The following is a 21,620-nucleotide window of genomic DNA, read 5'->3' on the forward strand; positions in this document are numbered from 1 at the left end:
GGCTTGTCGGGCTTGCCGCCGCTCGAAGACGAGGACGAGCTGGACGAGGAGGAAGACGAGCTGGAACTGGACGAAGACGAGCTGCTGCTGCTGACGCCCGACGAGGTCGAAACATTGCCGCTCGACGTGGACACATTGCCGCTGGACGTCGACACGCCACCGGTGGAGGTTGAAACGCCTCCGGTCGATGTGGACACACCGCCCGTAGACGTAGACACGCCGCCGGTCGTCGAACTGGTCGAGCTACTGATGCCGCCGGTCGAGCTGCTGGTCGAAGAGATCACGACCGAACCCCCGCCGCTGCCGCCACCACCGCCGCCAAAGAAGCCGCCCGCGAAACCGCCGCCAAATCCGCCGCCGCCGCCCATGACGATCGGCACGGCACCACCGCCACCGCCGGACATCATCGGCATTTCCGCCGGTGCCATCGGGATGGGCATGGGCAGGGGGATGGGGGCTTGCTGGCTGGTGACGGTCACCGTCTGGGGCGCGCAGGTCATGGCGGTTTTCACCACCTTGCGCTTCACCGTCCGCACGGCATAGCGCTTCTTGGGCGCAGCCTTGGTGCTTTTGGAGCTATGGACCACTGCCGGGCGCGCGCTTTCGGCCACATGGACGGCACCGCCGCCAATGATCGCGCCGCCGCAGGTGCAGGCGCATAATTTAGCCAATGCCATCCGTACCGACATAGGTTCCACTCTTCTTTTATGTTGCCTTGCCGCCCGCTACCGGCAAATCCGGAAAACAGGCTGGCGGGTATTCCCTATCCGCAACAACGCAAAATAAAGCGTTAACTGCAACGGCGTTAACCCTCAATAGCAGCCGCCTGTCGAGCGGTAATCGATATTTTTCCGAAGCGATATGGTTAACGTCCCACTATGGAACGGCGCTTGAGGGATGGGTAAAGAGCGAGGCGGGGGCGCCCTGCGTCCGCCCATGCGCAAAAATCCGCCCTCCCGCATGCGAGTCTCTGGAATGGCCGCTTGTGTCGCTGCCAGCCGATGGCTATGAGCGCCCGCACTGCATTATCACGGGCGACCGGTCGTTGAAACGCCGGGGCCTTGCGAGTCGGAGAGCCAACATGGCATCGGTCCTAAATTCCGATAAAGACGGTGAAAAACCGCCAAAATCGACTGTAACGCTTCCCGCCGACTATCGTCCTTCGCCCGACGAAGAGTTTATGAATCCACTCCAGCTGGAATATTTCCGCCAGCGGCTGTGGAGTTGGAAGAAGCAGATTTTGGCCGATTCCGAAGGCACGCTCGCCGTCCTTCAGAACGAACCGCTCCGCGAACCCGACCTCAACGACCGCGCATCGAGCGAGACCGACTGGTCGATCGAACTGCGCACCCGCGACCGCCAGCGCAAGCTCATTTCGAAGATCGAAGCGGCGCTCCGCCGGATCGACGATGGCGAATATGGTTACTGCGAAGTCACGGGCGAGCCGATCTCGCTGGGCCGCCTGGAAGCGCGGCCGATCGCGACGATGACGGTCGAAGCGCAGGAACGGCATGAACGCCACGAAAAAATCTCCCGCGACGATTAACGGTTTTTCCATCCCTCGCGCGTAGACATTTGTCATTCTACTGACATTTTACGCGCAGGTTGGATGATGAACGACGAACGGAATATCGCTGATCGGGGGCCGGCACGCACAGCGCCGCGCGACAGCCTGTTCCTGCTCACCAGCTTTGCCACGCCCGAAGGCGCGCCGCTGGGCAAGGCCCGCATCCGCAATCTCTCCGCCACCGGCCTGATGGCCGATTGCGAGCGCGCCATACCGGCCGATGCCAGGGTCGAATTTGAATTGCGCGGCGTCGGCAAGGTCAGCGGCGTGGTCGCCTGGTCGCGCGACGACAAGATCGGCATCGCCTTCGACGCGCCGATCGATCCGCAACTGGCGCGCAAGCCGGTATCGACCAGCAATCAGCAGGGCTTGCCCGACTATCTGCGCACCAACCCGCTCCTGCGCCGTTGACGTCCCCGCGCCCCACGGCGCGCCTGAACATCGCATAAAATAGCCCCGATCATCCTCATGGATGCGGGGCGTTTTGCGTCATAGGCTCGTGGCCTGGGGTGAGGTCGGATCGGCAGTCGGACGCTGCCGGATCCTGACCTCCTCCCTGGCGAAGATGCGGCTTAATGCTTGGCCGACATCTCCTCCTTCAGCCGCAATTTCTGCTTTTTGAGCGAAGCCACCAACGTGGCGTCGGGCATGGGCCGACTCGTTTCGGCCTTGATTCGGGCATCAAGGCCGGCATGCTTTGCCGAAAGAGCGGAAATATGGCTGTTCTCCATGACATTCTCCTTACGAGGGGTGATGGACGTAGAAGTAAATCATGATTCGTCCGCCTTGTCTCGCGTCGATTCGGGCTTTGCGATGGTCGCGCGAAAATTTGCGATGGCCCGCATGGGTTCGCCCCGCTATCAGTCCACCATCTGCCACGTTTTGGATGCAAGGGAGCGCCGTGAGCCGGGAAGACATCATGCGCCGACTGGAACTGTTGCGGGTGGAGCATCGCGATCTCGACACGGCCATCGCCGCGCTGGTCGATAGCGGCGGCGGCGACCAGATGCAGATCGCCCGGCTGAAAAAGCGCAAGCTGCGGCTGCGCGACGAAATCGCCCAACTGGAAGACGAACTGGTGCCCGACATCATCGCCTGACCCGGCGATCATGGTTAACGTCGCGCTAACCGATCTTAAATGGGACAGGACGCCAAAACGGGCGCAATGTCGGGCCTGACAAGGTTGCAAATTCATGTCAGTGATCGCCCATGCCCAGTGCAATATCTCTTGATCGCGGCCTGCATCGCGGCCTCGTTGACGGCCTCTATCTCGAAGCCATGCTGATGGCCGACGAGGCGCGATCCTATTTCGACGGCCGTGACGTAGCGGAAGACGGCATGGACGATCCGCTCCGCCGGGTCGCCTTCGCCTGCGAATCGCTCAAGGTGACGACGCGGCTGATGCACATCATCGCCTGGCTGCTCAGCCAGCGCGCCTGGCAACGCGGTGAAATCAGCGATGCGGACCTCTCCGATGAGAAATATCGGCTGGGCCGGGCCAGCGAAAGCGATCCGCTGCTGGTGGCGACCTTCCCCTTCGCCGCCCGCGCGCTGATCGAGGCGAGCCATGATCTTTACGACCGGGTGGCGCGGTTGCAGGATCGGCTCGACCGCATGACTGGTTCGCTCGCCATGCCGATGATCAACCCCGCGCGCGCCTTGCTGGATCGTCTCAACACCGCCTTCTGACGCCGGCCATCGCTGCGGCCCGATCCCGGCCCGGCGCAATTCGCGATAAATAGCGACGAATCCCCGCTTTATCGGCGCTATGGGACTGGCGCTTGGGCCAGCATCTGGTCTAGACCCGCGCTATGACCCATGGTTTGCGGACCCGACGCCGCTTTGCTGGCCGCCCGCAAGCCGCCCGGCTCCTTCTTGCGCCACTGCTGCTCGCCGCGCCCTGCGGCGTGTGGGCGCAGGATGCGTCGCCGCCGCCCGCCACGCCCGACGGCACCATGTCCGATGTCGATACCCAGCTCGACGCCATGCCCGACATCGGTCTCGACTGGCCGGACATGGGGCAGGCCGATACCGTCGTACCGCTGCCCGCCGACCCCGCCGATGTGCAGACCGCCGCGCCGGACATGCCCGTCCCCATCGTCGCCCCCGATGCCGAACCGGAAGAAGCCGTCGCGGCCTTTGCCGAAATCGGCGAGGAACGCCGCTATACCGTCACACTGAACGGCATCGACGCCATCAGCGACGCGCAGTTCAAGCTGCGCTTCGATGAACTGTCGGTCCTGCGCCAGGGCGAGAACAAGGCCGCCAACCTTGCCCAGATCAACCGCCGCATCAAGGAAGATAGCGACCTGCTCGACCGGCTGTTGCGGGCAAAGGGCTATTATGCCGCGCGCATCCGCGGTGCCGTCTCCGCGCCGCCAGCGGGCAGCGATCGGCTCGCCGTGCGGTTCGCCATCACGCCCGGCACCCAATATCTGCTTGCCTCGGTGGACGTCGCGGGCCTCGCCGAAACCGCCAGCCGCGAACCGACGCTGCGCGCCGCCTTCCCGCCCAAGGTCGGCGACCCGGTCGATGCTGACAAAATCCTCGAAGGGCGCGACGCGCTCGCCACCGCTTTGTCGGAAAGCGGCTATCCCTTCGCCAAGGTGGACGAACCCGAAGTGCGGATCGACCATGAAGAGCGGCAGGGCGACCTCGACCTCATCGTCACGCCCGGCGGCTATCGCACCTTCGGCGCGATCCGCCTGAGCAATGCGGAATTGTTCAGCGCCCGCCATGTCCAGAATATCGCCCGCTTCGATCCGGGCGACCCTTATATGGCCTCCGATGTGGAGGATCTGCGCCGCGCCATCGTCGCGACGGGCCTCGTGTCATCGGTGACGTTGAAGCCAACCGATGCCGGTGATGGCGACCATGTCGACCTGGCGATCGACGTCCGCCCCGCACCGCTGCGCACGATCGCGGGGGAACTGGGCTATGGCACGGGCGAAGGCTATCGCGCCGAAGTCAGCTGGCAGCATCGCAATTTCTTCCCGCCCGAAGGGGCCGTCACGGTGCGCGGGGTCGTTGGCACGCAGGAACAGACCGCCTCCTTCACCTATCGCCGCAATAATTTCCGCCGCCGCGACAATGTGCTGACCGGCCTGCTGTCGGTCAGCAATATCCGCCGCGAAGCCTTTGATGCGCGGACCATCACGCTGGGTGGGGCGCTGGAGCGCACGACCAACATCCTGTTCCAGAAAAATTGGGTCTGGCGCGTCGGCGCGGAAGTCATAGCGTCGGATGAAGCCGATGCCTTTTCGGGCGGTTCCCGCCGCACCTTCCTCATCGGCGCAGTGCCGCTCAGCCTCACCTATGACGGCAGCGACGACTTGCTCAACCCGACCAAGGGCTTTCGCCTCGGCGGCCGGATCAGCCCCGAACTCTCCTTTCAAAACGAAACCTTCGGCTATGCCAAGGTGCAACTCGACGGCAGCGTCTATCAACCAGTGGGCGAAAAGCTGGTGGTCGCCGCGCGCGCGCGCTTCGGCAGCATCCTTGGCTCGACCGTTGAGCAGATCGCGCCGTCGCGCCGTTTCTACGCGGGCGGCGGCGCATCGGTGCGCGGCTATGGCTATCAGGCGATCGGCCCGCGATTTGGCGAGGATGACAACCCCGTCGGCGGCAAGAGCCTCGCCGAATTTTCGCTAGAGGCGCGCGTGCGCTTTGGCAATTTCGGCGTCGTGCCCTTCATCGACGCGGGCAATATCTCAACGAGCTTCCTGCCACGCTTCCGCGACCTGCGCATCGGCACCGGGCTTGGCTTGCGCTATTACAGCAATTTCGGCCCGATCCGCGTCGATGTCGGCACGCCCATCAATCCGCAATCGGGTGATCCCAAGATCGCCGTCTATGTCTCGCTCGGTCAGGCCTTCTGATGACGGACGAAGCTCCCACCCCCATCCCCATCACCGCTGCGCCGATCCGCCGCCGTGCCTGGGACGGGCGCTGGCAACGCTGGGTCGCGGGGCTGCTCGCCGCGCTGCTGCTGATCGTGGCGGGATCGCTCGCCTGGCTCGATACGGGGTCGGGGCACCGCTTCCTCGTGTCGCGCATCGCGACCATCAAGTCCCGGTCGGGCCTGCAGATCAGCGTCGGCCGGATCGACGGCAGCATCTATCGCAAGGCGGTCCTGCATGACCTGGTCCTGTCCGACCCCAAGGGCCGCTTCTTCGACGCGCCCAGGGTCGAACTGGAGTGGTGGCCTTTCGCCTGGCTGTCCAACCGGCTCGATATCGACCGGCTGGTGATCCCGCGCGCCACCCTGCACAAATTGCCCAAACTCAATCCGACCCAGCGGCAGGGACCGATCCTGCCCGGCTTCGACATCCGGCTGATGCAATTTTCGGTCGGCCAGCTGGCGATCGCGCCCGGTATCACGGGCCGCGCCCAGACCGCGACCATCGCGGGCGACGCCGATATTCGCGGCGGCCGCGCGATCATCGATCTGGCCGCGCGCACGCTCGATGGCCGCGACGCGCTCAGTATCGCGCTCGACAGCCGCCCCGACGATGATCGCTTCCGCCTCGACGTCACCGTCAACGCGCCCAAGGGCGGCGTGCTGGCGACGATGGCGGGTCTCACACAGGATGGCAATCTGCGCATCGGCGGCAAGGGCAGCTGGACCCAGTGGGACGGCCGCCTGTCCGCCACGCTGGACGCTGCGCCCGCCGCCGACTTCGTCCTCGCCGCGCGCAGCGGCGCTTATTCGGCGCGTGGCACGGTCGAGGGGTCGGCCATCGCCGGGGGCAGCCTGATCCAGCGCCTGTCCTCGCCCCGCCTGACGGTGCGCGCCAACGGCACTTTGGTTGATCGGGTGATCGACGGCACCGCCTCGCTGCGTTCCGCCGCGATCGACCTGAGCGCCGACGGCGCGATCGACCTGCGCAATAATGCGCTCGACAATATGCGGCTCGACCTCACACTCGCCCGCCCCGAAGCCTTGCTCAAGACGATGCGCGGGCGCGATGTCGTGGCCAAGATCCGCCTCGATGGCCCGCTGTCGCAGCTTGGCTATGAATATCTCCTCACCGCGCGCGAACTGACGTTCGACAAGGCCCGCATCAGCGACGTGCGCGCCGAGGGCAAGGGGCGCACCGCCGGCTCCGGCCCGACCTTGATCCCGCTGCGCCTGCGCGCCCGCCGCCTGGACGGGCAGGGCGATCTGGTCGAAGGCATCGTGCGCAATTTCGCGCTCGACGGCATGCTGCAACTCAACGGGCAGCAGATCGTCAGCAACCCGATGGACCTGCGCTCCGACAAGCTGCGCGGCAAGCTGACCGTCCTCGCTGATCTCAAGACCGGCCGCTATAATATGGGCCTGGATGGCCAGATCGTCGGCCTCGCGATCCGCGGCTTCGGGGTGGTCGATGTCACCTCCAAATTGCGCGCCATGCCACGCGCCGACGGCGGCTTTGGCCTTAGCGGCAGCGCGGCGGCGCGGGTGCGGCGGCTGGACAATGATTTCCTGCGCACATTGGGCGGCGGCCTGCCCACGGCGCGCAGCGACCTGACGCTGCGGCCGGATGGCACGCTGGCGCTCACCAACATGCGCCTCGCCGCGCCATTGCTGACGCTGGCGGGCAATGGCGTGCGCTTCCGCGACGGCACGCTCCATCTGGAGGGCAAGGGGCAGCATAATCAATATGGCCCGCTCACCCTGACGCTCGACGGCAATATCGAACGGCCGACGATCGACCTGATGCTCACCCGGCCGATGGATGCGCTTGGCCTGCGCGATGTCCATGCCCACCTCATTCCCGACGCCAATGGCTATAGCTACACGGCGGAGGGCGGATCGACGCTTGGCCCCTTCACCGGGCGCGGCGTCATCCTGCTGCCCCAGGGGGGGCAGGCGGTGGTGCGCGTCGCCAATCTCGCCGTGTCGGGCGTCACCGCCAGCGGCGACATCCGCCCCGTCACCGGCGGCCTCGATGGCCAATTGGCGGTCAGCGGCCCCGTCACCGGCTATGTCGGCTTCAAGCCGGTGGGCGACATCCAGCAAGTCCAGCTCAAACTGACCGCCAACGGCGCCAGTTTCGAAGGGCCGACGATCATCACCGTGCGGCGCGGCACGCTCGACGCGACGATCCTGCTCGATCCGTCGGGCACCACGCTCAAGGCGACGGCGCAGGCGCGCGGGCTGCGCGTCGGCGGCGTGCTGGTCGGCCGCTTCGCCGCCAATGCCGATCTGGTCGATGGGCGCGGCACCATCCGGGGCAGCCTGTCGGGTCAGCGCGGCCGCCTGTTCGAACTGCAGGGGGAGGCGCAGGTCGATGCCGATCGCATCCGCCTCACCGCTGGCGGCACCATCGACAAGCGGCCCATCCGCCTGACCCGCGCGGCGTTGCTGACCCGCACCGACGATGGCTGGCGCCTGTCGCCCGCGACGATCAGCTATGCGGGCGGATCGTTACAGCTTTCGGGCGAACTGGGCGCGACCGCCAACCATATCGAAGCGCGCATGGACAAGCTGCCGCTCGGCCTGCTCGACATCGCCTATGACAATCTGGGGCTGGGCGGCATCGCCACCGGCTCGCTCAGCTATGCGCAGCCGCGCGGTGGCCTGCCCACCGGCACGGCGGAACTGCGCCTGCGCGGCCTGTCGCGCTCCGGCCTGTCGCTCAGCTCGCGTCCGGTCGATGTCGGCGTCAACGCGGCGCTGGGCGCGGATCGCCTCGCCACCCGCATGGTGTTCGTCGCCGATGGCAAGACGATCGGCCGGGGGCAGGCGCTGCTCACCCCGCTTGGCCGCACCGGCAACCTGGTCGAACGGCTGAACGCCGCGCCCCTGTTCGCGCAGCTACGCTATAGCGGAGCGGCCGATACCCTGTGGCGGCTGACCGGGGTGGAGATTGTCGACATGGGCGGGCCGGTCAACGTCTCCGCCGACATGCGCGGGACGCTTGGCGATCCCCGCATCACCGGCACCTTCGCGACCGACAACAGCACGATCAACAGCCCGGTCACCGGCATGCGCCTCGCCAAGGTCAAGGCGCGCGGCCGCTTCTCCGGCGCGCAGCTCGTCATTTCCAGCTTCGCCGCCGCCTCGCAAAATGGCGGGTCAGTGACCGGCACCGGCCGCTTCACCTTCAACGGCATAGCGGGCGTCGGCATGGATCTGGCGATGCAGGCGGACAATGCCGCACTGCTGGAGCGCGACGATATCGCCGCGACCGTCACCGGCCCCATCACCCTGCGATCCGATGGCACTGGCGGGACGATCGGCGGCGATGTCATCCTCAACAAAAGCCGCTTCACGCTGGGCCGTGCCGCCGCCGTCGCCGCCATCCCCGAATTGCGCGTCGTTGAAATCAACCGGCGCGGCGAGGAAATCGAAACGCTCCGCACTACCGTCCCCTGGGCGTTGGCGATCAAGGCGCGCGCGCGCAACCGCCTGACCGTCACTGGCCTTGGCCTCGACAGCGAATGGCGCGCGGATCTGGACCTGGGCGGCACCGTCACCAACCCGGCCATCGCCGGGCGTGCCGAGCTGGTGCGCGGCAATTATGAATTTGCCGGCCGCCGCTTCGAACTGCGCGAAGGCCGCATCCAGTTCGACGGCAGGACGCCGACCAACCCGACGCTCGACATCGACGCCGTCGCCGATGTCAGCGACCTGACCGCCACCATCCATGTCGGCGGCACCGGCCTCAAACCCGACATCACTTTCAACAGCATCCCCGCTTTGCCGCAGGACGAACTGCTCTCGCGCATCCTGTTCGGCACCTCGATCACCAACCTGTCCGCCCCCGAAGCGCTGCAACTCGCCTCGGCGGTCGGCTCGCTGCAGGGCGGCGGCGGGCTCGACCCGATCAACGCCGTGCGCAAGGCGGCGGGGCTGGACCGCTTGCGCATCATCGCCGCCGATCCGACCCAGGGGCAGGGGACGTCGATCGCGGCGGGCAAATATCTCACGCGCAAAACCTATGTCGAGTTGATTACCGACGGGCAGGGCTATAGCGCCACCCGCATCGAATATCAGGTCACGCGCTGGCTTTCGCTATTGGGAGCCATCTCGACGCTCGGCCGCCAGAGCGCCAACGTCCGCGTGTCGCGGGATTATTAAGCCATGACCAAGTCCCGCATCGACGCTGCCGCTGCGATCAGCGTCATGGACCTGTTCACCATCGGCATCGGCCCGTCCAGCTCGCATACGGTCGGCCCGATGCGCGCCGCGCGCCTGTTCATGGACTCTCTCCCCGCGCAACCGGTGCGGGTGTCGTGCGATCTCTACGGCTCGCTCGCGCTGACCGGGCGCGGCCATGCCACCGACACCGCGATCCTGCTCGGCCTGTCGGGCTACAGCCCCGAAGCGCTCGACCCCGACACCATCCCCGCCATCCTCGCCGCCATCCGCAGCGATGGCCGCATCCGCGCGGGCAGCGCCCATGACCAATGGATCGCGTTCGAGGAAGCGCGCGACCTCATCTTCCACATGGGCGAGTTTCTCGAAGCCCACAGCAACGGCATGCGCTTCACCGCCTGGCTCGACGGGCACAGCGAACCGCTGGTGCGCGACTATTATTCCATCGGCGGCGGCGCGGTGCTGCCCGGCGAGCGCGTCACTGACGACGCCCCGCTCGGCCATAATGTCGTCCAGCCCTATCCCTTCTCGTCGGGCGCAGAGATGCTGGCGCAGGGCGAGGCGACTGGCCTCTCTATCGCCACCCTCGTCCTGCGCAACGAGGGCGCCTGGCGCACCCAGGCGGAAACCGACGCCTTCCTCGACAGCGTGATTGACGCCATGAGCGCCTCGATCGATCGCGGCCTCCAGCAGGAGGGACTACTCCCCGGCGGCCTCAAGGTCCGCCGCCGCGCCCGCGCCATCCATCAACGCTTGCGCCTGCAACAGGACGCGCTTGGCCCGGCGCAGATTTTCGAATGGGTCAGCCTGTTCGCGCTGGCGGTGAATGAGGAAAATGCCGCCGGTGGCCGCGTCGTCACTGCGCCGACCAATGGCGCGGCGGGCGTCATCCCAGCGGTGCTGCATTATTATCGCCACTTCGTCCCCGGCGCGGATCGCGATGGCGAGCGCCGCTTCCTGCTCACCGCCGCCGCCATCGGCTTCCTCTACAAGAAGCGCGCCTCCATCTCCGCCGCCGAAATGGGGTGCCAGGGCGAAGTCGGCGTCGCCTGCTCCATGGCCGCCGCTGGCCTTGCCGCCGTGCTGGGCGGAACCAACGGCCAGGTCGAAAATGCCGCCGAGATCGGCATGGAACATAATCTCGGCCTCACCTGTGATCCCATCGGCGGCCTGGTCCAGATCCCCTGCATCGAACGCAACACCATGGGCGCGGTCAAGGCGATCAACGCCGCCTATCTGGCTCTCCAAGGCGATGGCCATCATATCGTCAGCCTCGACGCCGTCATCGAAACGATGCGCCAGACCGGCGAGGATATGGCCAGCCGCTACAAGGAAACCTCGCTTGGCGGCTTGGCCGTCAACGTCGTGGAGTGCTGAGGCGGTTCCCTTCCATTCGTCGCTTTGCACCGTCAAATCTGCGATGAAACGACAGTATTTGTGTCATATCTGCAACATAAGTCCTTGTTTATCTTAGGTTCATGAAACTTACGGCTCTGCGCGGCTTTCAGCGTCTCTCCCCTGCAGGGGGATGACAATGGAGTTTAGAATATGCGTAAGTTGATGGTCGCAACCCTTCTCGGCAGCGCCGCAGTCGCCGCCCCCGCCATGGCACAGGATGTCGGCCCGACCTTCACCGGTCCCCGCGTCGAAGCGATCCTGGGCTATGACCATGTCGGCGCCGGCAGCGATGTCGACAATAATAACGACCGCGATGACCAGTCGATCGACGGTCTGCTCTACGGCATCGGCGCCGGTTACGACGTGAACCTCGGCAGCGCCGTCGTCGGCGTCGAAGGCGAGTGGACCGATTCCACCGCCAAGTCCGATCGTCGCGATCCCACCGACCAGTTCGGTTTCGGCCGCGTCAGCCAGGGCCGTGACCTCTATGTCGGCGCGCGCGCCGGTATCCTCGCCAACCCCTCGACGCTCGTCTACGTCAAGGGCGGCTATACCAACAGCAAGCTCAACGTGCTGGCTGGCAACACCGACGAAACCACCGACACCGCGTTCAAGCTGGACGGCTGGCGCATCGGTGGCGGCGTGGAACGCGCGATCAACACCAACACCTTTGCCAAGGTGGAATATCGCTATTCCAAATATAGCGATGCCAATATCGAGTTCGCCAATGGCGCGACCACCGAAGATTTCGGCATCGACACCGACCGGCATCAGGTCGTCGCCAGCGTCGGCTGGCGCTTCTAAAGTTCGCTGAGTAGGGGAGGGGGCCGGTTCACAAGACCGGCCCCTTTCACCATTTTACGACACTATCGTTCAGCCCTTCTGCACTATGTCCAGAAACCGCTTGTAGATGGTAATGACCTGATCTTCGATCGGCTTGGTCGGATCGGGCTTCTTCACCCCGGACCGGATCGCCCACGCCTGGGTCAATTGCGCAGCCACCTGGGCCGCCGTGTCGCTCGTGATCGCCATGATGATTCCCTCCATCATTTCGGTCCCGTCAGGATGAAGATTAGCCCGCCCAAGTCAACGCCATTTGCTGCAATGCAGCATAAGCCGGTGAAGCAGGGGGACAATTTCTCAGCGCCGCGCAGCATTGCCGTTCAAAGTTGCATCCCCCTAGCGCGACGGGCGCAAGGATGATATTGACATTAATGTGAGTAACGCGATTCCCCATCAATATCCCATCGGCATCGATGCCGCCGACATCGACTTCATGGGTCATGTCAACAATGCCAGCTACCTTAAATGGGTGCAGGAAGCGGTGCTGGACCATTGGCGCGCCCTGGCCCCGTCGGAAGCCGTCGCCGGGCATCTATGGGTCGCGCTCAAGCATGAAATCACCTATCGCAAACCCACCTTCCTCGACGACGATGTGATCGCCACCGTACTGCTGGAAAAGGTGCAGGGCGCCCGCGCCTTCTACGAAACCATCATCCGCCGCGGTGAAGAAGTGCTGGCCGAAGTCAAATCCAGTTGGTGCTGCATCGACGCCAGCAGCCTGCGCCCCGCGAGACTGACCCGCGACGTCATCGACCACTTCTTCGCCCCGGACGAAAAAGCCGCACAATAGGCACGGGTGTCGGGGAAAGCCAAACGGCGGCGACCCACACCCCCGTCATTCCCCTCGTCATTCCCGCGAAAGCGGGAATGTGGATTCACGTTTGAAGTGCAACGGTTGGACGCGGCTGACCGTGCTCAGGACGGGCGGGGTAGGCGTCCCGCCAACCATAATCGAGCTTTTGTATGAGGACGTCACCGCCAAGGCGAAGTCCATTGCCCTGTCCACCAAGTTCGGCCCGTACTGCGAGGGCGGGATCAAGTTTGTGGAGGATCAGCTTGCTAAGCAAGGCGACGACTTGACGGCCTGCCGTGCCACATTGGCACGCATAATGGGAGCGAACGATCCCAAACGATCCCAATCGCCTCGGCTTCGCCGCGCCGTCTTAATTGCCGCCCCTCTAAGAAGGTGGCCCCAGCATGGGTAAGCAAACCTGTTGAAAATATGGTGGACGCACTTGGGCTCGAACCAAGGACCCGCTGATTAAGAGTTTGGCCCTGACGGCGTTAGCAGAAATTAGCGCGGGTATGCACAGGTGCATAAACCCCTGGAAATTAGCCCTTTGTTGATGCTGGGCTGTTAGTGTAAGCTAGCGTAAGTTTGCGGTGCACTCTTACATGGGTCTTACACAGGGAATTTTATGCCCAAGCTCAAGCTCACCAAGACCAGCATCGACCGGGTTCGCAAGCCTGGCACTGGCACCGTCATCTACTTCGACACCGAGACGAAGGGGTTCGGCCTGCGCGTCACCGCGTCGGGGGCTGCGAGCTTCATCGTGCAGGGCATGGTGTCAGGGCAGAGCAAGGAGGCCCGGCTCACCATCGGCACCTATGGGGCTTGGACGCTGGACGACGCGCGCCGTCGCGCGGAGCAGTACAAGCACCAGTTCGAAGACGGCATCGACCCGCGCGATGTGAAGAAGCAGGACGAGGCAATGCGCGTCACGCTGATGGACGTATGCACCGCCTACACCACTCGCCCCGGCAAGCTGAAAGCCAGCACGGCGGCTGAGTATAAGCGCCACGTCGAGAAGGTGTTTGCGACGTGGAAGGACAAGCCCATCATCAGCATCACCCGCGACATGGTGCAGGAGCGCCACCGGGAACTGGTTGAAAACGGGCTGGAAGGAAAGAAGGGTGCACCCGCTAGCGCCAACGCCGCGTTCGTGACGCTCCGTATCCTCATCAACTTCGCCATGGACGAATATCGCCGCCCGGACGGTGACCCCCTCATTGCCCACAACCCGGTCGCCGCCCTCAAGCGTCATTGGGCGCCCACAGGTGATCGCACCGAACGCTATATCGACAAGAGGAAGGTTGGCGAGGTTTGGAACATGTTGACGGAGGCACGCGCGGACCCGCGGAGCCGTGACGCGCTTGCCGGTATCGACCTGACAATCTTCCTCCTGCTGACCGGTGCGCGCCGTGACGAAGCTGCCGCGTTGACGTGGGACCGCGTGGTTATCGATGACCACGAGCCTGCGAATTCCCGGTGGCATCTGACCGAGCGGAAACGCGGCACGCCCATCTGGCTGCCCTTGTCGTCGCAGGCCGTGGCGCTGCTCAAGCTGCGAATGCCGAAGCCGAAGGTGAACGACGACGATCCCAAGCCTAGTCCGTTCGTATTCCCGTCATGGAGCAAGGCCGGTCGAATTATGGATGCGCGCGCTGCGATGGAGTCGGTCAGCGAGGTAGTTGGTAAGCACCTGTCGCTCCACGATCTGCGCCGCACCTTCTCGAATATCGCCATGCGCGAGTGCCGCGTGGAGAAGTTCAGAACCGACCTGCTCACTGGGCATAAGCCGAGCAAAGAGGACGTGACCGCGACCAATTATCTCGACCTGACAAACCTCGGATGGTTGCACCCCGAGGTGCAGCAGATCGGTGACTGGATCGAGGAGCAGGGGTTGATTGCTGCGGCTGGCAACGTGGTGGCGCTGCCCCAGCGAGCGTGATGCGCGCGACGGGCCGCGCAGCCTCGCGCACAGCCCCGATCGCAGCGCGCCGCCGGGTAAGGGGCGGCAGGGTAGCGATCGCGCCCCACGCCGCCTTACAGCGAGAGCCAGTCTCGCTCGGTCAAATCGAACCATTCCGGTCAAATCGGTGAAGGCTAGCCGATATGCGGTTTGCCCCCTCCCTCGGCTTCGAGAGAGAAAAAAATCTCGGCGCGATTCTGTCGAGCTTTCGCACTCCCGGATCGGCACACCGGACCCAGCATTTTATCCAACATTGGCCTGTTAGCTTGTGCTAACAATGCCGCTACGGTGCCGGAAACGGGGCACTCAAATCTACTGTTTCCGCAGCCGTTGGAGTAAGGCGTAAGCCCCAGGACACGGACACTTTGTCGGAGGGGGTTCCTCTGGCGCTGGTGACCACAGCTCATCGACGCTCTGCTTGACGGTCTAGGACCGTGCAGGGTGATGCTGGAGTCACCGTCATGGCCGCATCGGTCAAAGTCCTGAACAACAACGAAGCCGCCGCTCTGATCGGCATCACGCCCGGAACGCTCAAGTTCTGGCGCTGCAAGGGCAAAGGCCCTCGTTACATAAAACTCGGAAGCTCCCCGCGTGCTGGCGTCGCATACGACCCGGCAGACGTGGATGCATGGGTATCTGCGCGCAAGTTCGACAGCACCAGCGCCGCAACCGTCAGCCACCCCGGCGATGCGTAGTGGTGAAAAGCGGCCGGATGCACCGCACACCCGACCGCCTCATCCGAAAGCTCCCGATCCCTGTCCGAGGACCAGCAACATGCATACTGTGCGACGGGCCGCCGAAGGTCCGCAATCCCCGAGCGTTTTCCCGCAAAATGTCGCGCCGCGTAAAAATTCGCCGGATGCGATGGGCGTTGCGGACAGATTGACTACCGCCCCCACCCTCGGCGGGGAGGCTCGTCATGGCTGACAAATCTGTTGATGGCGTGACCTTTAGCGCAAGCTTCCTCAATGGCGGGGAAGCAGACCGACAGCGAGTACAGGCTGAGGTTGAAGCGGAGCACAGAGCGAACCTCGCTGCGGTGACAGAGCGCGCGCACAATGGTGGCGCGTATGTCGCTGACGGTCCCCCGCTGCCGGTGCAAGGTGCGCTCCCTATGCCTCCGGGCTTCGTCGGGGACATGGCGCGCTTCATTTATCAGAGCGCAATTCTGCCAGTCCCCGAGGTCGCCATCACCGCCGCCCTCGGTCTCATGGCGGGTATCTGCGGGAAAGTCTGGGTGATCCCTAACAGTGGCTTGAACCTGTATTGGACTTGTAACGGTTTTGTGCCGGTCACCTATCTCATTATGCCACCTTGGCTTCGAACGCGAGCGGGCTGATGCCGCCTAGATATGAATGGCGGCGACGGATGTTGTAGAAGCCATTGATGTACTGAAAGATGGCGGCTTCTGCCTGACGCCGCGTCGGCCAGCTCTGCCGCCAGATGAGTTCCGCCTTCAGGGATTTGAAGAAGGTCTCGACGGACGCATTGAGGCTCCTATATTTGTCAAGCGCTGGTCAGAGATGCTTTTGGGCGACATAGGTGGGTAAAGATTTCGCGAACGATGTATCGCTTAAGGCAGCGTATAATCTCCCGGTTGCTCTTTCCCTCCATTTTTCGTTTGCTGACATAGGCAAGTGTCGGCGGATGGTTGCGCATCCGAACGATTGCAACCCGATATAGCGCGGCATTGGCTTGCCGGTTTCCACCACGGTTGAGTCGGAAGCGGTTGGTCTTGCCACTTGATGCGGGGATGGGACACACCCCGCAGAGCTTGGCGAGTGCAGCTTCGGAGCGGATTCGGGTGGGATCATCGCCGACCAGTATAAGCATTTCTGCCGCCGTCATCGTCGCGATCCCGTGCGATGCCAGCAACGTTGGTGCGTTGGCCATGACCAGTTGCTCGAGCGCCTTGTCGTGCGACTGAATTTCTTCGTGTAGAGCCAGCCAGCGTTGTGCCAAGGCCCGCAAGGCGGTTTTGGCCGATGCGATCGTCGAGGTCATTGCGCCGGGCCTGAGTGCAGCAATATATCGGATCAGCGCGATTTTTCCGTTTATCTGATCGAGCGTGTCGCGCAGCGCCGCAGGTGCGTTGATGATCAGGGTTTTCAGGGTCACCATGGCCTGCGACCGGCATTTGACTGCTGTGTCGCGTGCGATTTTGAGATGCCGGATCATCTCGACGGATCCTGTTTGCGTTTTGGGTTGGGCGATCGCCTGTCCGCCCAGCACCGACCGTGCGGCGCCTTCAGCGTCGAGGCTATCGCTTTTGCCATGTTGATAGCGCAACTGTCGATTAGGTCTGGTGACCTCGATGACTTTATGGCCCTGGGCCAGAAGATGGCGAGACAGCCCGGCTCCGTATGATCCAGTCCCCTCGATGCCAAAGGCTGTGATGGTGCCCAACGCACACGCCCAGTCCTCGAGCAATTTATAGCCCTTTGTTGTCGCTGGAGCCGAAAAGGCCGTCAATCGGCTGCCGTTGTTATCGATTGCCACGGCAACATGGATGGATTTATGGGTATCGACACCGATAATGACGCCGCTGATGTTGGTATTGGTCATGTCCTGTCCTTCTCTGAACGGTGCCCGGGCACCGTTCAGAGAAGGACAGGACTGTGAAGGGGCAAACCCGTCAGGCTCCTATCAAGTCACATCTCGCCCGTTGCCAGGGCGACTTGATGGCCGACACGTCAACGCAATGACACGGGGTCAATCGTAGCATGGGTCAGACCATCAAGCCGCAGCAACATAATCACAGTCGTAGCAATTTCCCTTGCCGCTCATTGATGGACGCAGGCCATAGGCCTGCAGCTTTTCTGATAGTCGTAGGAGCAATATTGGCTACCGCGATCCGAATGGAAAAGGCAGCCCTCGGGAGGCTGGCGCAGGCGCACCGCCATATCCAGCGCCCTGATCGCCAGGTCTTTCTTCATCCTGTCGTTGACTGCCCAGCCTACGACGCGACGGCTATGCAGATCGAGAATGACGGCAAGGTAGAGCCAGCCTTCGGACGTCCAGATATAGGTGATGTCGCCGGCCCATTTACGGTTGGGCGCATCTGCGGCAAAATCGCCGTCCAGCCAGTTCGCTGCGACACCCAGGCGATGGTGGCTGTCAGTCGTAACCTTGTGCTTGCGCGTGCGGACTGGCTTGATCCCGTTGATCTTCATCAGCCGCCCGACCCGGCGCTCGCCAACATCGAGCCCTACCTCCTTCAACTCCATCGTCATGCGAGGACGGCCGTAGCTGCCAAGGCTCAGCCTGTACTGTTCCCGGATATGGGCCAGCACTTTCATATCTGTCCGCTCCCGCCTGCTGATCGGGCGCGAGCGCCAGGAACGATAGCCGCGTTCACTGACATCCATGACACGGCAGAGCAGTTCAACGGGCCACCGGTGCCGCCAGCTATGCACAAATGCGAACTTCACGGCCTTTGGCTCGCGAAGAACTGCGTGGCCTTTTTTAGCACTTCCCTCTCCTCCCGCAGCACACGGTTCTCAAGGCGAAGGCGTTCATTCTCACGCGCCAGATCTGCCTGCGGCGCTGAAACCAGATCACTGGGCCGATACTGCGATACCCACTTGCCCAGCGTCGACTTCCCTATCCCCAAATCCGATGCAACCCGATCGCGCGGCAACCCGCTGGTCAGCGCGATCCGTACCGCCTCTTGCTTGAACTCTTCTGTATGCTTGATCATCTCGTCGGTCTCCTGTTGCGAGCTCTAATCGCTCAGGTGACCGGCGCAAAACCGTTACAAGTCCAACATGCTGATCGAAGCCAACGCTCAAGGGATCGAATATGACCATGACCCCCGGCAACTGACCACAGTCACGCGGGACGGGATGCCTCTCAGGACCCTGGCCCGTCGAATCGACGGTGCCTTTCCAACGCCCATCAATCCCATCGCCGTTTGGGAGATCAAAGAATATTACCACACGACAACTTTCGGAAGCCGAGTGGCAGATGGCGTATATGAGACGCTTCTGGACGGTATGGAACTTGAGGAAATGCGTCTCGAGACCGGCGTTGAGGTCGAGCACATTCTCATCGCCGACGCTCACTACACTTGGTGGGAGTGCGGGCGTTCCTACCTGTGCCGCATGATTGACATGCTTCATATGGGGTATGTGGATGAAATCTTGTTCGGCACAGAGATTGAGGATCGCCTTCCGGCTATGGTAACGGAGTGGGTTGAGAAAACGCGAGCGAGGCAGGCCGAGGCAGAGGTTGTTCTGCCGGATGAGACGCCGCTTCTCTGAGGAGGCGGGGTTTCGCTCTGTAGTCGCTTGCATCATGTAGCGGCAGTCAAGCGGATTTAGAACAAAATAGCAACGACGAACCAGCTCTCGTTTGAAATCATCGGTGGCCAATTTTAGGCATTTTTGCCGCGCGCGTAAATTTTCATGGGGCGTTCGGGCCGACGCTCCCGAAATCCCTACATACCCCCACGGCGCGCCCCTAGTCAGCGCATAGGTGCAGGGTAGGGCGCACGCAGCGCACTCTTACACTGCTCTTACACGACCCTCACGGATGACGTGTAAGACCTATCGCTGCGTGTGGTAAGTGGCTGTATTTTCAATGAAAAAATGGTGGACGCACTTGGGCTCGAACCAAGGACCCGCTGATTAAGAGTCCCCAAATGTGAGAATATTGTGCAGTAAATTCAAGCGCTTGATTGCATCCGTTCGGTAGCCGCTGCACAATATTCCACTGCATTTATCGTTACACAACAGGGGCCGATAGCTCAAATTTGGACACAAGCTATTGGCTTTAGCCCAATCCGTGTAACGCAGTACAGCTTCAGGCGGCCTTCCCGAAGCAAAGCCGTGCTCCAGCTGTGTGTGGGGGAGCACAAAAGAGACCAGTGGACGTGCTCGACATCCTTTAATTCAATAAGTTCGCAGCCGTGCTATGAGGACCGCTCTCCAATCTTATTTGCTCGGGCATTTGACGCCCGAACCTGGTGCATCTTTTATGCCCATTTGACTACAACAAACCACAGTCTTTCCGCTGCCATGGCTATGACCTCCATCTGGCCCGAGCCGACCGCGATTTCCGCGGCGGGCGGCACAACATCATCCTGCGATCCATGGATCAGCAGGATCGGCGGCTTGTACCATGTCTCAGACCGCAAGTCCGCCGTGCCGGCGAGTATGTCCGAATAGCTCACGATCGCGGCTACCTGGCCCGGACGTCGAAGGCCCACATGCAGCGCCAACATCGTTCCCTGGCTAAACCCTGTAAGGGCCAGATCAGCCTCGGACAGGCCATATCGGTAAAGCTTTCGATCGATGAATACGTCGATAGCGGGCGCTGCCGATGCTGCACCGGTCGCGAGCGCAGCAGGCGAAAGTCCACCGAGCGGCCACCATTCGCCAGGCCCATGCATTGGGCCGCGCTGTGGCGCATGCGGCGAAAGGAACAATGTCTCCTGCATTGCCTGCTAGGCTGGCGCCAGCGCGATCCTGTCTGCGCCGCTTGACCCAAATCCGTGAAGCAGAAGCACGATCCGCTTGGGCCGCTCCACCGAAAATGGCTGCAGGGGCCGGGCCTCCCCCTGGTGTTCAACCTCGTGTTGGGTCGATCAGAAACTTCTCGCCTGTTGCCTTTCGTTCATAAGCGCGCAGCACGTCCGGTTCGAGCGCTTCGGCCAGGCCTATGATGCGGGTATAGTGGCTGGAGAATGTTGTCGTCAGTTCATCCACCACGCGCTGGCGCATGTTTTGAACGACCTGCGGATCAGTCTTCTGCAGGAACGGAAAGAGCAGCCAGCCCGATGCACTCCACTGGAAACCGAACGCCAGCCGGTTGAGCGTGGTCGGTGACGGATCGAGCGCCCCATAGATGTAGAGCTGTTTGAATTCGGTGGAGCCGTAGCGGTTATAGTCCGCCATGCGCCCAACCGCGGCGCGTTCCATGGCCTGCATGATCTCGCTGCCAATCGTGCCGCCGCCGATCGCGTCGAAAGCAATGGTCGCGCCCGTCTCCTCGACCGCTTTTGTCAGGCTGGCGGTGAAGGCCGCATCCTTGCTGTTGACCAGATGGGTGGCGCCAACGCCGCGTAATATCTCGGCCTGTTCCTGCGACCGGACGATGTTCACGAGAGGGATGCCATCGGCCAAGCAAATCTTCTGGAGCATCTGCCCAAGGTTGGAGGCTGCTGCGGTGTGTACGATCGCTTTGTGGCCTTCCTGCCGCGCCGTCTCGACAAAGCCAAGCGCGGTCAGCGGGTTCACGAACATGGAGGCGCCTTGCGCAGCCGTCGCGCCATCAGGCAGGGGAATTACGTCTCGCGCTCTGATGCGCCGATAATCGGCGTACATGCCGCCTCCGATCATCCCTACGCGCTTGCCGTTCAGGTGAGCGGCGTCCTTGCCTGCGGCCAGGACCAGGCCGGCCCCCTCATTGCCGACGGGCATAGACTGACCTAGCCTGCCGACGACGCTTTGCAATCGGTTCGTTGGCACCCGGAAAGTCAGTCCATGCTCGTCGCGAGATGCCAGCGTCGACAGATCCGCCGGCCCTAGAAGCAGGCCGAGATCGCTCGGATTTATGGGCGCTGCCTCGATACTGACGACTATCTCGTCGTCCGCCGGATCTTCCACTCGGACCCGCTCCAGTGACAGTGAGAGTCTGCCATCGTCGTCGATCTTCGATCTTAGCTCGCGTCCGGTGAAACCCATGATCATCTCCGCTCATTCGGCATAGCTGCAACATGGGGTGCAATAGGCCCAGCGCAAGGAAGATGGCGTACCGTGAATCAATGTCGGTCAGTCCATCATTTGGGCAGTTGGCGACCAATGTGGGTCCTTCCCCACCGCGGACATGAATGTCCACTCCTACCAGAAGCTCCCGATTGGCCGTCTTGAAACGAACGTGCGGCAAGCGCTCTAACCCGTCATTTCGCCGATTGCATACGGTGAACAAAAGCGGGCGTTGCTAACAGAGGGTCGCAGGCATAGTTTATCGC

General features: G+C 62.8%; 19 protein-coding genes and 2 pseudogenes. 14 read left to right on the forward strand and 7 right to left on the reverse strand.

The features are described from left to right. Positions 1-3: 3 nt before the first annotated feature. The 3 genes from ACZ2HM_RS02460 (at position 4) to ACZ2HM_RS02470 (ending at position 1,978) form a co-directional block, all read left to right on the forward strand. Complete coding sequence (locus ACZ2HM_RS02460) at positions 4-543, forward strand: hypothetical protein (RefSeq protein ID WP_470426143.1); 540 nt, start codon at positions 4-6, stop codon at positions 541-543. Positions 544-1,081: 538 nt separating this feature from the next. Continuing rightward, positions 1,082-1,546, forward strand: a complete 465-nt coding sequence (gene dksA, locus ACZ2HM_RS02465) for an RNA polymerase-binding protein DksA (protein WP_069064824.1) — start codon at positions 1,082-1,084, stop codon at positions 1,544-1,546. A gap of 66 nt (positions 1,547-1,612) precedes the next feature. Beyond that, positions 1,613-1,978 (forward strand): PilZ domain-containing protein, encoded by a 366-nt coding sequence (locus tag ACZ2HM_RS02470; protein ID WP_096061976.1) that lies wholly within the window; start codon positions 1,613-1,615, stop codon positions 1,976-1,978. A gap of 161 nt (positions 1,979-2,139) precedes the next feature. On the opposite strand, the gene ACZ2HM_RS02475 is transcribed toward ACZ2HM_RS02470, so the two are convergent. Continuing rightward, positions 2,140-2,298, reverse strand: coding sequence for a YdcH family protein (locus tag ACZ2HM_RS02475; protein ID WP_069064823.1), 159 nt, complete (start codon positions 2,296-2,298; stop codon positions 2,140-2,142). 188 nt (positions 2,299-2,486) lie between these two features. On the opposite strand from ACZ2HM_RS02475, the gene ACZ2HM_RS02480 reads away from it, so the two are divergent. From ACZ2HM_RS02480 to ACZ2HM_RS02505, 6 genes are all read left to right on the forward strand, one after another. Next, positions 2,487-2,666: a YdcH family protein gene (locus tag ACZ2HM_RS02480; RefSeq protein ID WP_043151224.1), complete on the forward strand. Its 180-nt coding sequence runs from the start codon at positions 2,487-2,489 to the stop codon at positions 2,664-2,666. Positions 2,667-2,776: 110 nt separating this feature from the next. Continuing rightward, a complete protein-coding gene (locus tag ACZ2HM_RS02485; protein WP_470426144.1) occupies positions 2,777-3,256 on the forward strand; it encodes a DUF1465 family protein in 480 nt (159 codons plus the stop codon). 122 nt (positions 3,257-3,378) lie between these two features. After that, the gene (locus tag ACZ2HM_RS02490; RefSeq protein ID WP_470426145.1) at positions 3,379-5,445 is read left to right on the forward strand and encodes an autotransporter assembly complex protein TamA; all 2,067 of its coding nucleotides are present in this window, start codon (positions 3,379-3,381) and stop codon (positions 5,443-5,445) included. Then, a complete protein-coding gene (locus ACZ2HM_RS02495; RefSeq protein WP_470426146.1) occupies positions 5,445-9,635 on the forward strand; it encodes a translocation/assembly module TamB domain-containing protein in 4,191 nt (1,396 codons plus the stop codon). The genes ACZ2HM_RS02490 and ACZ2HM_RS02495 overlap by 1 nt, the downstream gene beginning before the upstream one ends. Before the next feature lie 3 nt (positions 9,636-9,638). After that, positions 9,639-11,030, forward strand: a complete 1,392-nt coding sequence (locus tag ACZ2HM_RS02500) for an L-serine ammonia-lyase (protein WP_470426147.1) — start codon at positions 9,639-9,641, stop codon at positions 11,028-11,030. Positions 11,031-11,201: 171 nt separating this feature from the next. Beyond that, on the forward strand, positions 11,202-11,855 hold the full coding sequence (locus ACZ2HM_RS02505) for an outer membrane protein (RefSeq protein ID WP_096061954.1): 654 nt from the start codon (positions 11,202-11,204) through the stop codon (positions 11,853-11,855). Positions 11,856-11,924: 69 nt separating this feature from the next. Here the strand turns inward: ACZ2HM_RS02505 and ACZ2HM_RS02510 are convergent, their stop codons facing one another. Continuing rightward, on the reverse strand, positions 11,925-12,083 hold the full coding sequence (locus ACZ2HM_RS02510) for a hypothetical protein (protein WP_156106348.1): 159 nt from the start codon (positions 12,081-12,083) through the stop codon (positions 11,925-11,927). 184 nt (positions 12,084-12,267) lie between these two features. On the opposite strand from ACZ2HM_RS02510, the gene ACZ2HM_RS02515 reads away from it, so the two are divergent. The 4 genes from ACZ2HM_RS02515 (at position 12,268) to ACZ2HM_RS02530 (ending at position 15,986) form a co-directional block, all read left to right on the forward strand. Further along, positions 12,268-12,684 carry an acyl-CoA thioesterase gene (locus ACZ2HM_RS02515; protein WP_470426148.1) on the forward strand — a complete coding sequence of 139 codons (417 nt, stop codon included), beginning with the start codon at positions 12,268-12,270 and terminating at the stop codon, positions 12,682-12,684. Between the two features lie 628 nt (positions 12,685-13,312). Next, entirely contained in the window at positions 13,313-14,626 is a 1,314-nt protein-coding gene (locus ACZ2HM_RS02520; RefSeq protein WP_470426149.1) for a tyrosine-type recombinase/integrase, read from the forward strand. A gap of 482 nt (positions 14,627-15,108) precedes the next feature. After that, positions 15,109-15,342: a helix-turn-helix transcriptional regulator gene (locus tag ACZ2HM_RS02525; RefSeq protein ID WP_470426150.1), complete on the forward strand. Its 234-nt coding sequence runs from the start codon at positions 15,109-15,111 to the stop codon at positions 15,340-15,342. A gap of 224 nt (positions 15,343-15,566) precedes the next feature. Next, positions 15,567-15,986, forward strand: a complete 420-nt coding sequence (locus tag ACZ2HM_RS02530) for a hypothetical protein (protein ID WP_470426151.1) — start codon at positions 15,567-15,569, stop codon at positions 15,984-15,986. Here ACZ2HM_RS02530 and ACZ2HM_RS02535 read toward each other — a convergent pair. The 3 genes and pseudogenes from ACZ2HM_RS02535 to ACZ2HM_RS02545 form a co-directional block, all read right to left on the reverse strand. Then, a pseudogene (locus ACZ2HM_RS02535) lies at positions 15,952-16,137 on the reverse strand (IS3 family transposase); the annotation flags it as partial. The gene ACZ2HM_RS02530 and the pseudogene ACZ2HM_RS02535 sit on opposite strands and share 35 nt — an antisense overlap. Positions 16,138-16,153: 16 nt before the next feature. Beyond that, positions 16,154-17,212 (reverse strand): IS110 family RNA-guided transposase, encoded by a 1,059-nt coding sequence (locus ACZ2HM_RS02540; RefSeq protein WP_470425396.1) that lies wholly within the window; start codon positions 17,210-17,212, stop codon positions 16,154-16,156. 195 nt (positions 17,213-17,407) lie between these two features. Next, a pseudogene (locus ACZ2HM_RS02545) lies at positions 17,408-18,347 on the reverse strand (IS3 family transposase); the annotation flags it as partial. Between the two features lie 67 nt (positions 18,348-18,414). Between ACZ2HM_RS02545 and ACZ2HM_RS02550 the strand changes: the two are divergent. Next, positions 18,415-18,909: a DUF7687 domain-containing protein gene (locus ACZ2HM_RS02550; RefSeq protein ID WP_470426152.1), complete on the forward strand. Its 495-nt coding sequence runs from the start codon at positions 18,415-18,417 to the stop codon at positions 18,907-18,909. Positions 18,910-19,622: 713 nt separating this feature from the next. Here the strand turns inward: ACZ2HM_RS02550 and ACZ2HM_RS02555 are convergent. Next, on the reverse strand, positions 19,623-20,075 hold the full coding sequence (locus ACZ2HM_RS02555; RefSeq protein WP_470426153.1) for an alpha/beta hydrolase: 453 nt from the start codon (positions 20,073-20,075) through the stop codon (positions 19,623-19,625). A 139-nt stretch (positions 20,076-20,214) separates the two neighbouring features. After that, positions 20,215-21,333 carry a zinc-binding dehydrogenase gene (locus ACZ2HM_RS02560; protein WP_313924842.1) on the reverse strand — a complete coding sequence of 373 codons (1,119 nt, stop codon included), beginning with the start codon at positions 21,331-21,333 and terminating at the stop codon, positions 20,215-20,217. Between the last annotated feature and the right edge of the window lie 287 nt (positions 21,334-21,620).

This window comes from Sphingobium sp. KKT206 (assembly GCF_055640555.1).

Coding starts and splice junctions, on each gene's coding strand:
- ACZ2HM_RS02560 (WP_313924842.1), bottom strand. CDS start 21,333: ATGGGTTTCACCGGACGCGAGCTAAGATCGAAGATCGACGACGATGGC.
- ACZ2HM_RS02540 (WP_470425396.1), bottom strand. CDS start 17,212: ATGACCAATACCAACATCAGCGGCGTCATTATCGGTGTCGATACCCAT.
- ACZ2HM_RS02520 (WP_470426149.1), top strand. CDS start 13,313: ATGCCCAAGCTCAAGCTCACCAAGACCAGCATCGACCGGGTTCGCAAG.
- ACZ2HM_RS02530 (WP_470426151.1), top strand. CDS start 15,567: ATGGCTGACAAATCTGTTGATGGCGTGACCTTTAGCGCAAGCTTCCTC.
- ACZ2HM_RS02550 (WP_470426152.1), top strand. CDS start 18,415: ATGCTGATCGAAGCCAACGCTCAAGGGATCGAATATGACCATGACCCC.
- ACZ2HM_RS02480 (WP_043151224.1), top strand. CDS start 2,487: ATGCGCCGACTGGAACTGTTGCGGGTGGAGCATCGCGATCTCGACACG.
- ACZ2HM_RS02505 (WP_096061954.1), top strand. CDS start 11,202: ATGCGTAAGTTGATGGTCGCAACCCTTCTCGGCAGCGCCGCAGTCGCC.
- ACZ2HM_RS02490 (WP_470426145.1), top strand. CDS start 3,379: ATGACCCATGGTTTGCGGACCCGACGCCGCTTTGCTGGCCGCCCGCAA.
- ACZ2HM_RS02495 (WP_470426146.1), top strand. CDS start 5,445: ATGACGGACGAAGCTCCCACCCCCATCCCCATCACCGCTGCGCCGATC.
- ACZ2HM_RS02475 (WP_069064823.1), bottom strand. CDS start 2,298: ATGGAGAACAGCCATATTTCCGCTCTTTCGGCAAAGCATGCCGGCCTT.
- ACZ2HM_RS02470 (WP_096061976.1), top strand. CDS start 1,613: ATGAACGACGAACGGAATATCGCTGATCGGGGGCCGGCACGCACAGCG.
- dksA (WP_069064824.1), top strand. CDS start 1,082: ATGGCATCGGTCCTAAATTCCGATAAAGACGGTGAAAAACCGCCAAAA.
- ACZ2HM_RS02485 (WP_470426144.1), top strand. CDS start 2,777: ATGCCCAGTGCAATATCTCTTGATCGCGGCCTGCATCGCGGCCTCGTT.
- ACZ2HM_RS02525 (WP_470426150.1), top strand. CDS start 15,109: ATGGCCGCATCGGTCAAAGTCCTGAACAACAACGAAGCCGCCGCTCTG.
- ACZ2HM_RS02500 (WP_470426147.1), top strand. CDS start 9,639: ATGACCAAGTCCCGCATCGACGCTGCCGCTGCGATCAGCGTCATGGAC.
- ACZ2HM_RS02510 (WP_156106348.1), bottom strand. CDS start 12,083: ATGGCGATCACGAGCGACACGGCGGCCCAGGTGGCTGCGCAATTGACC.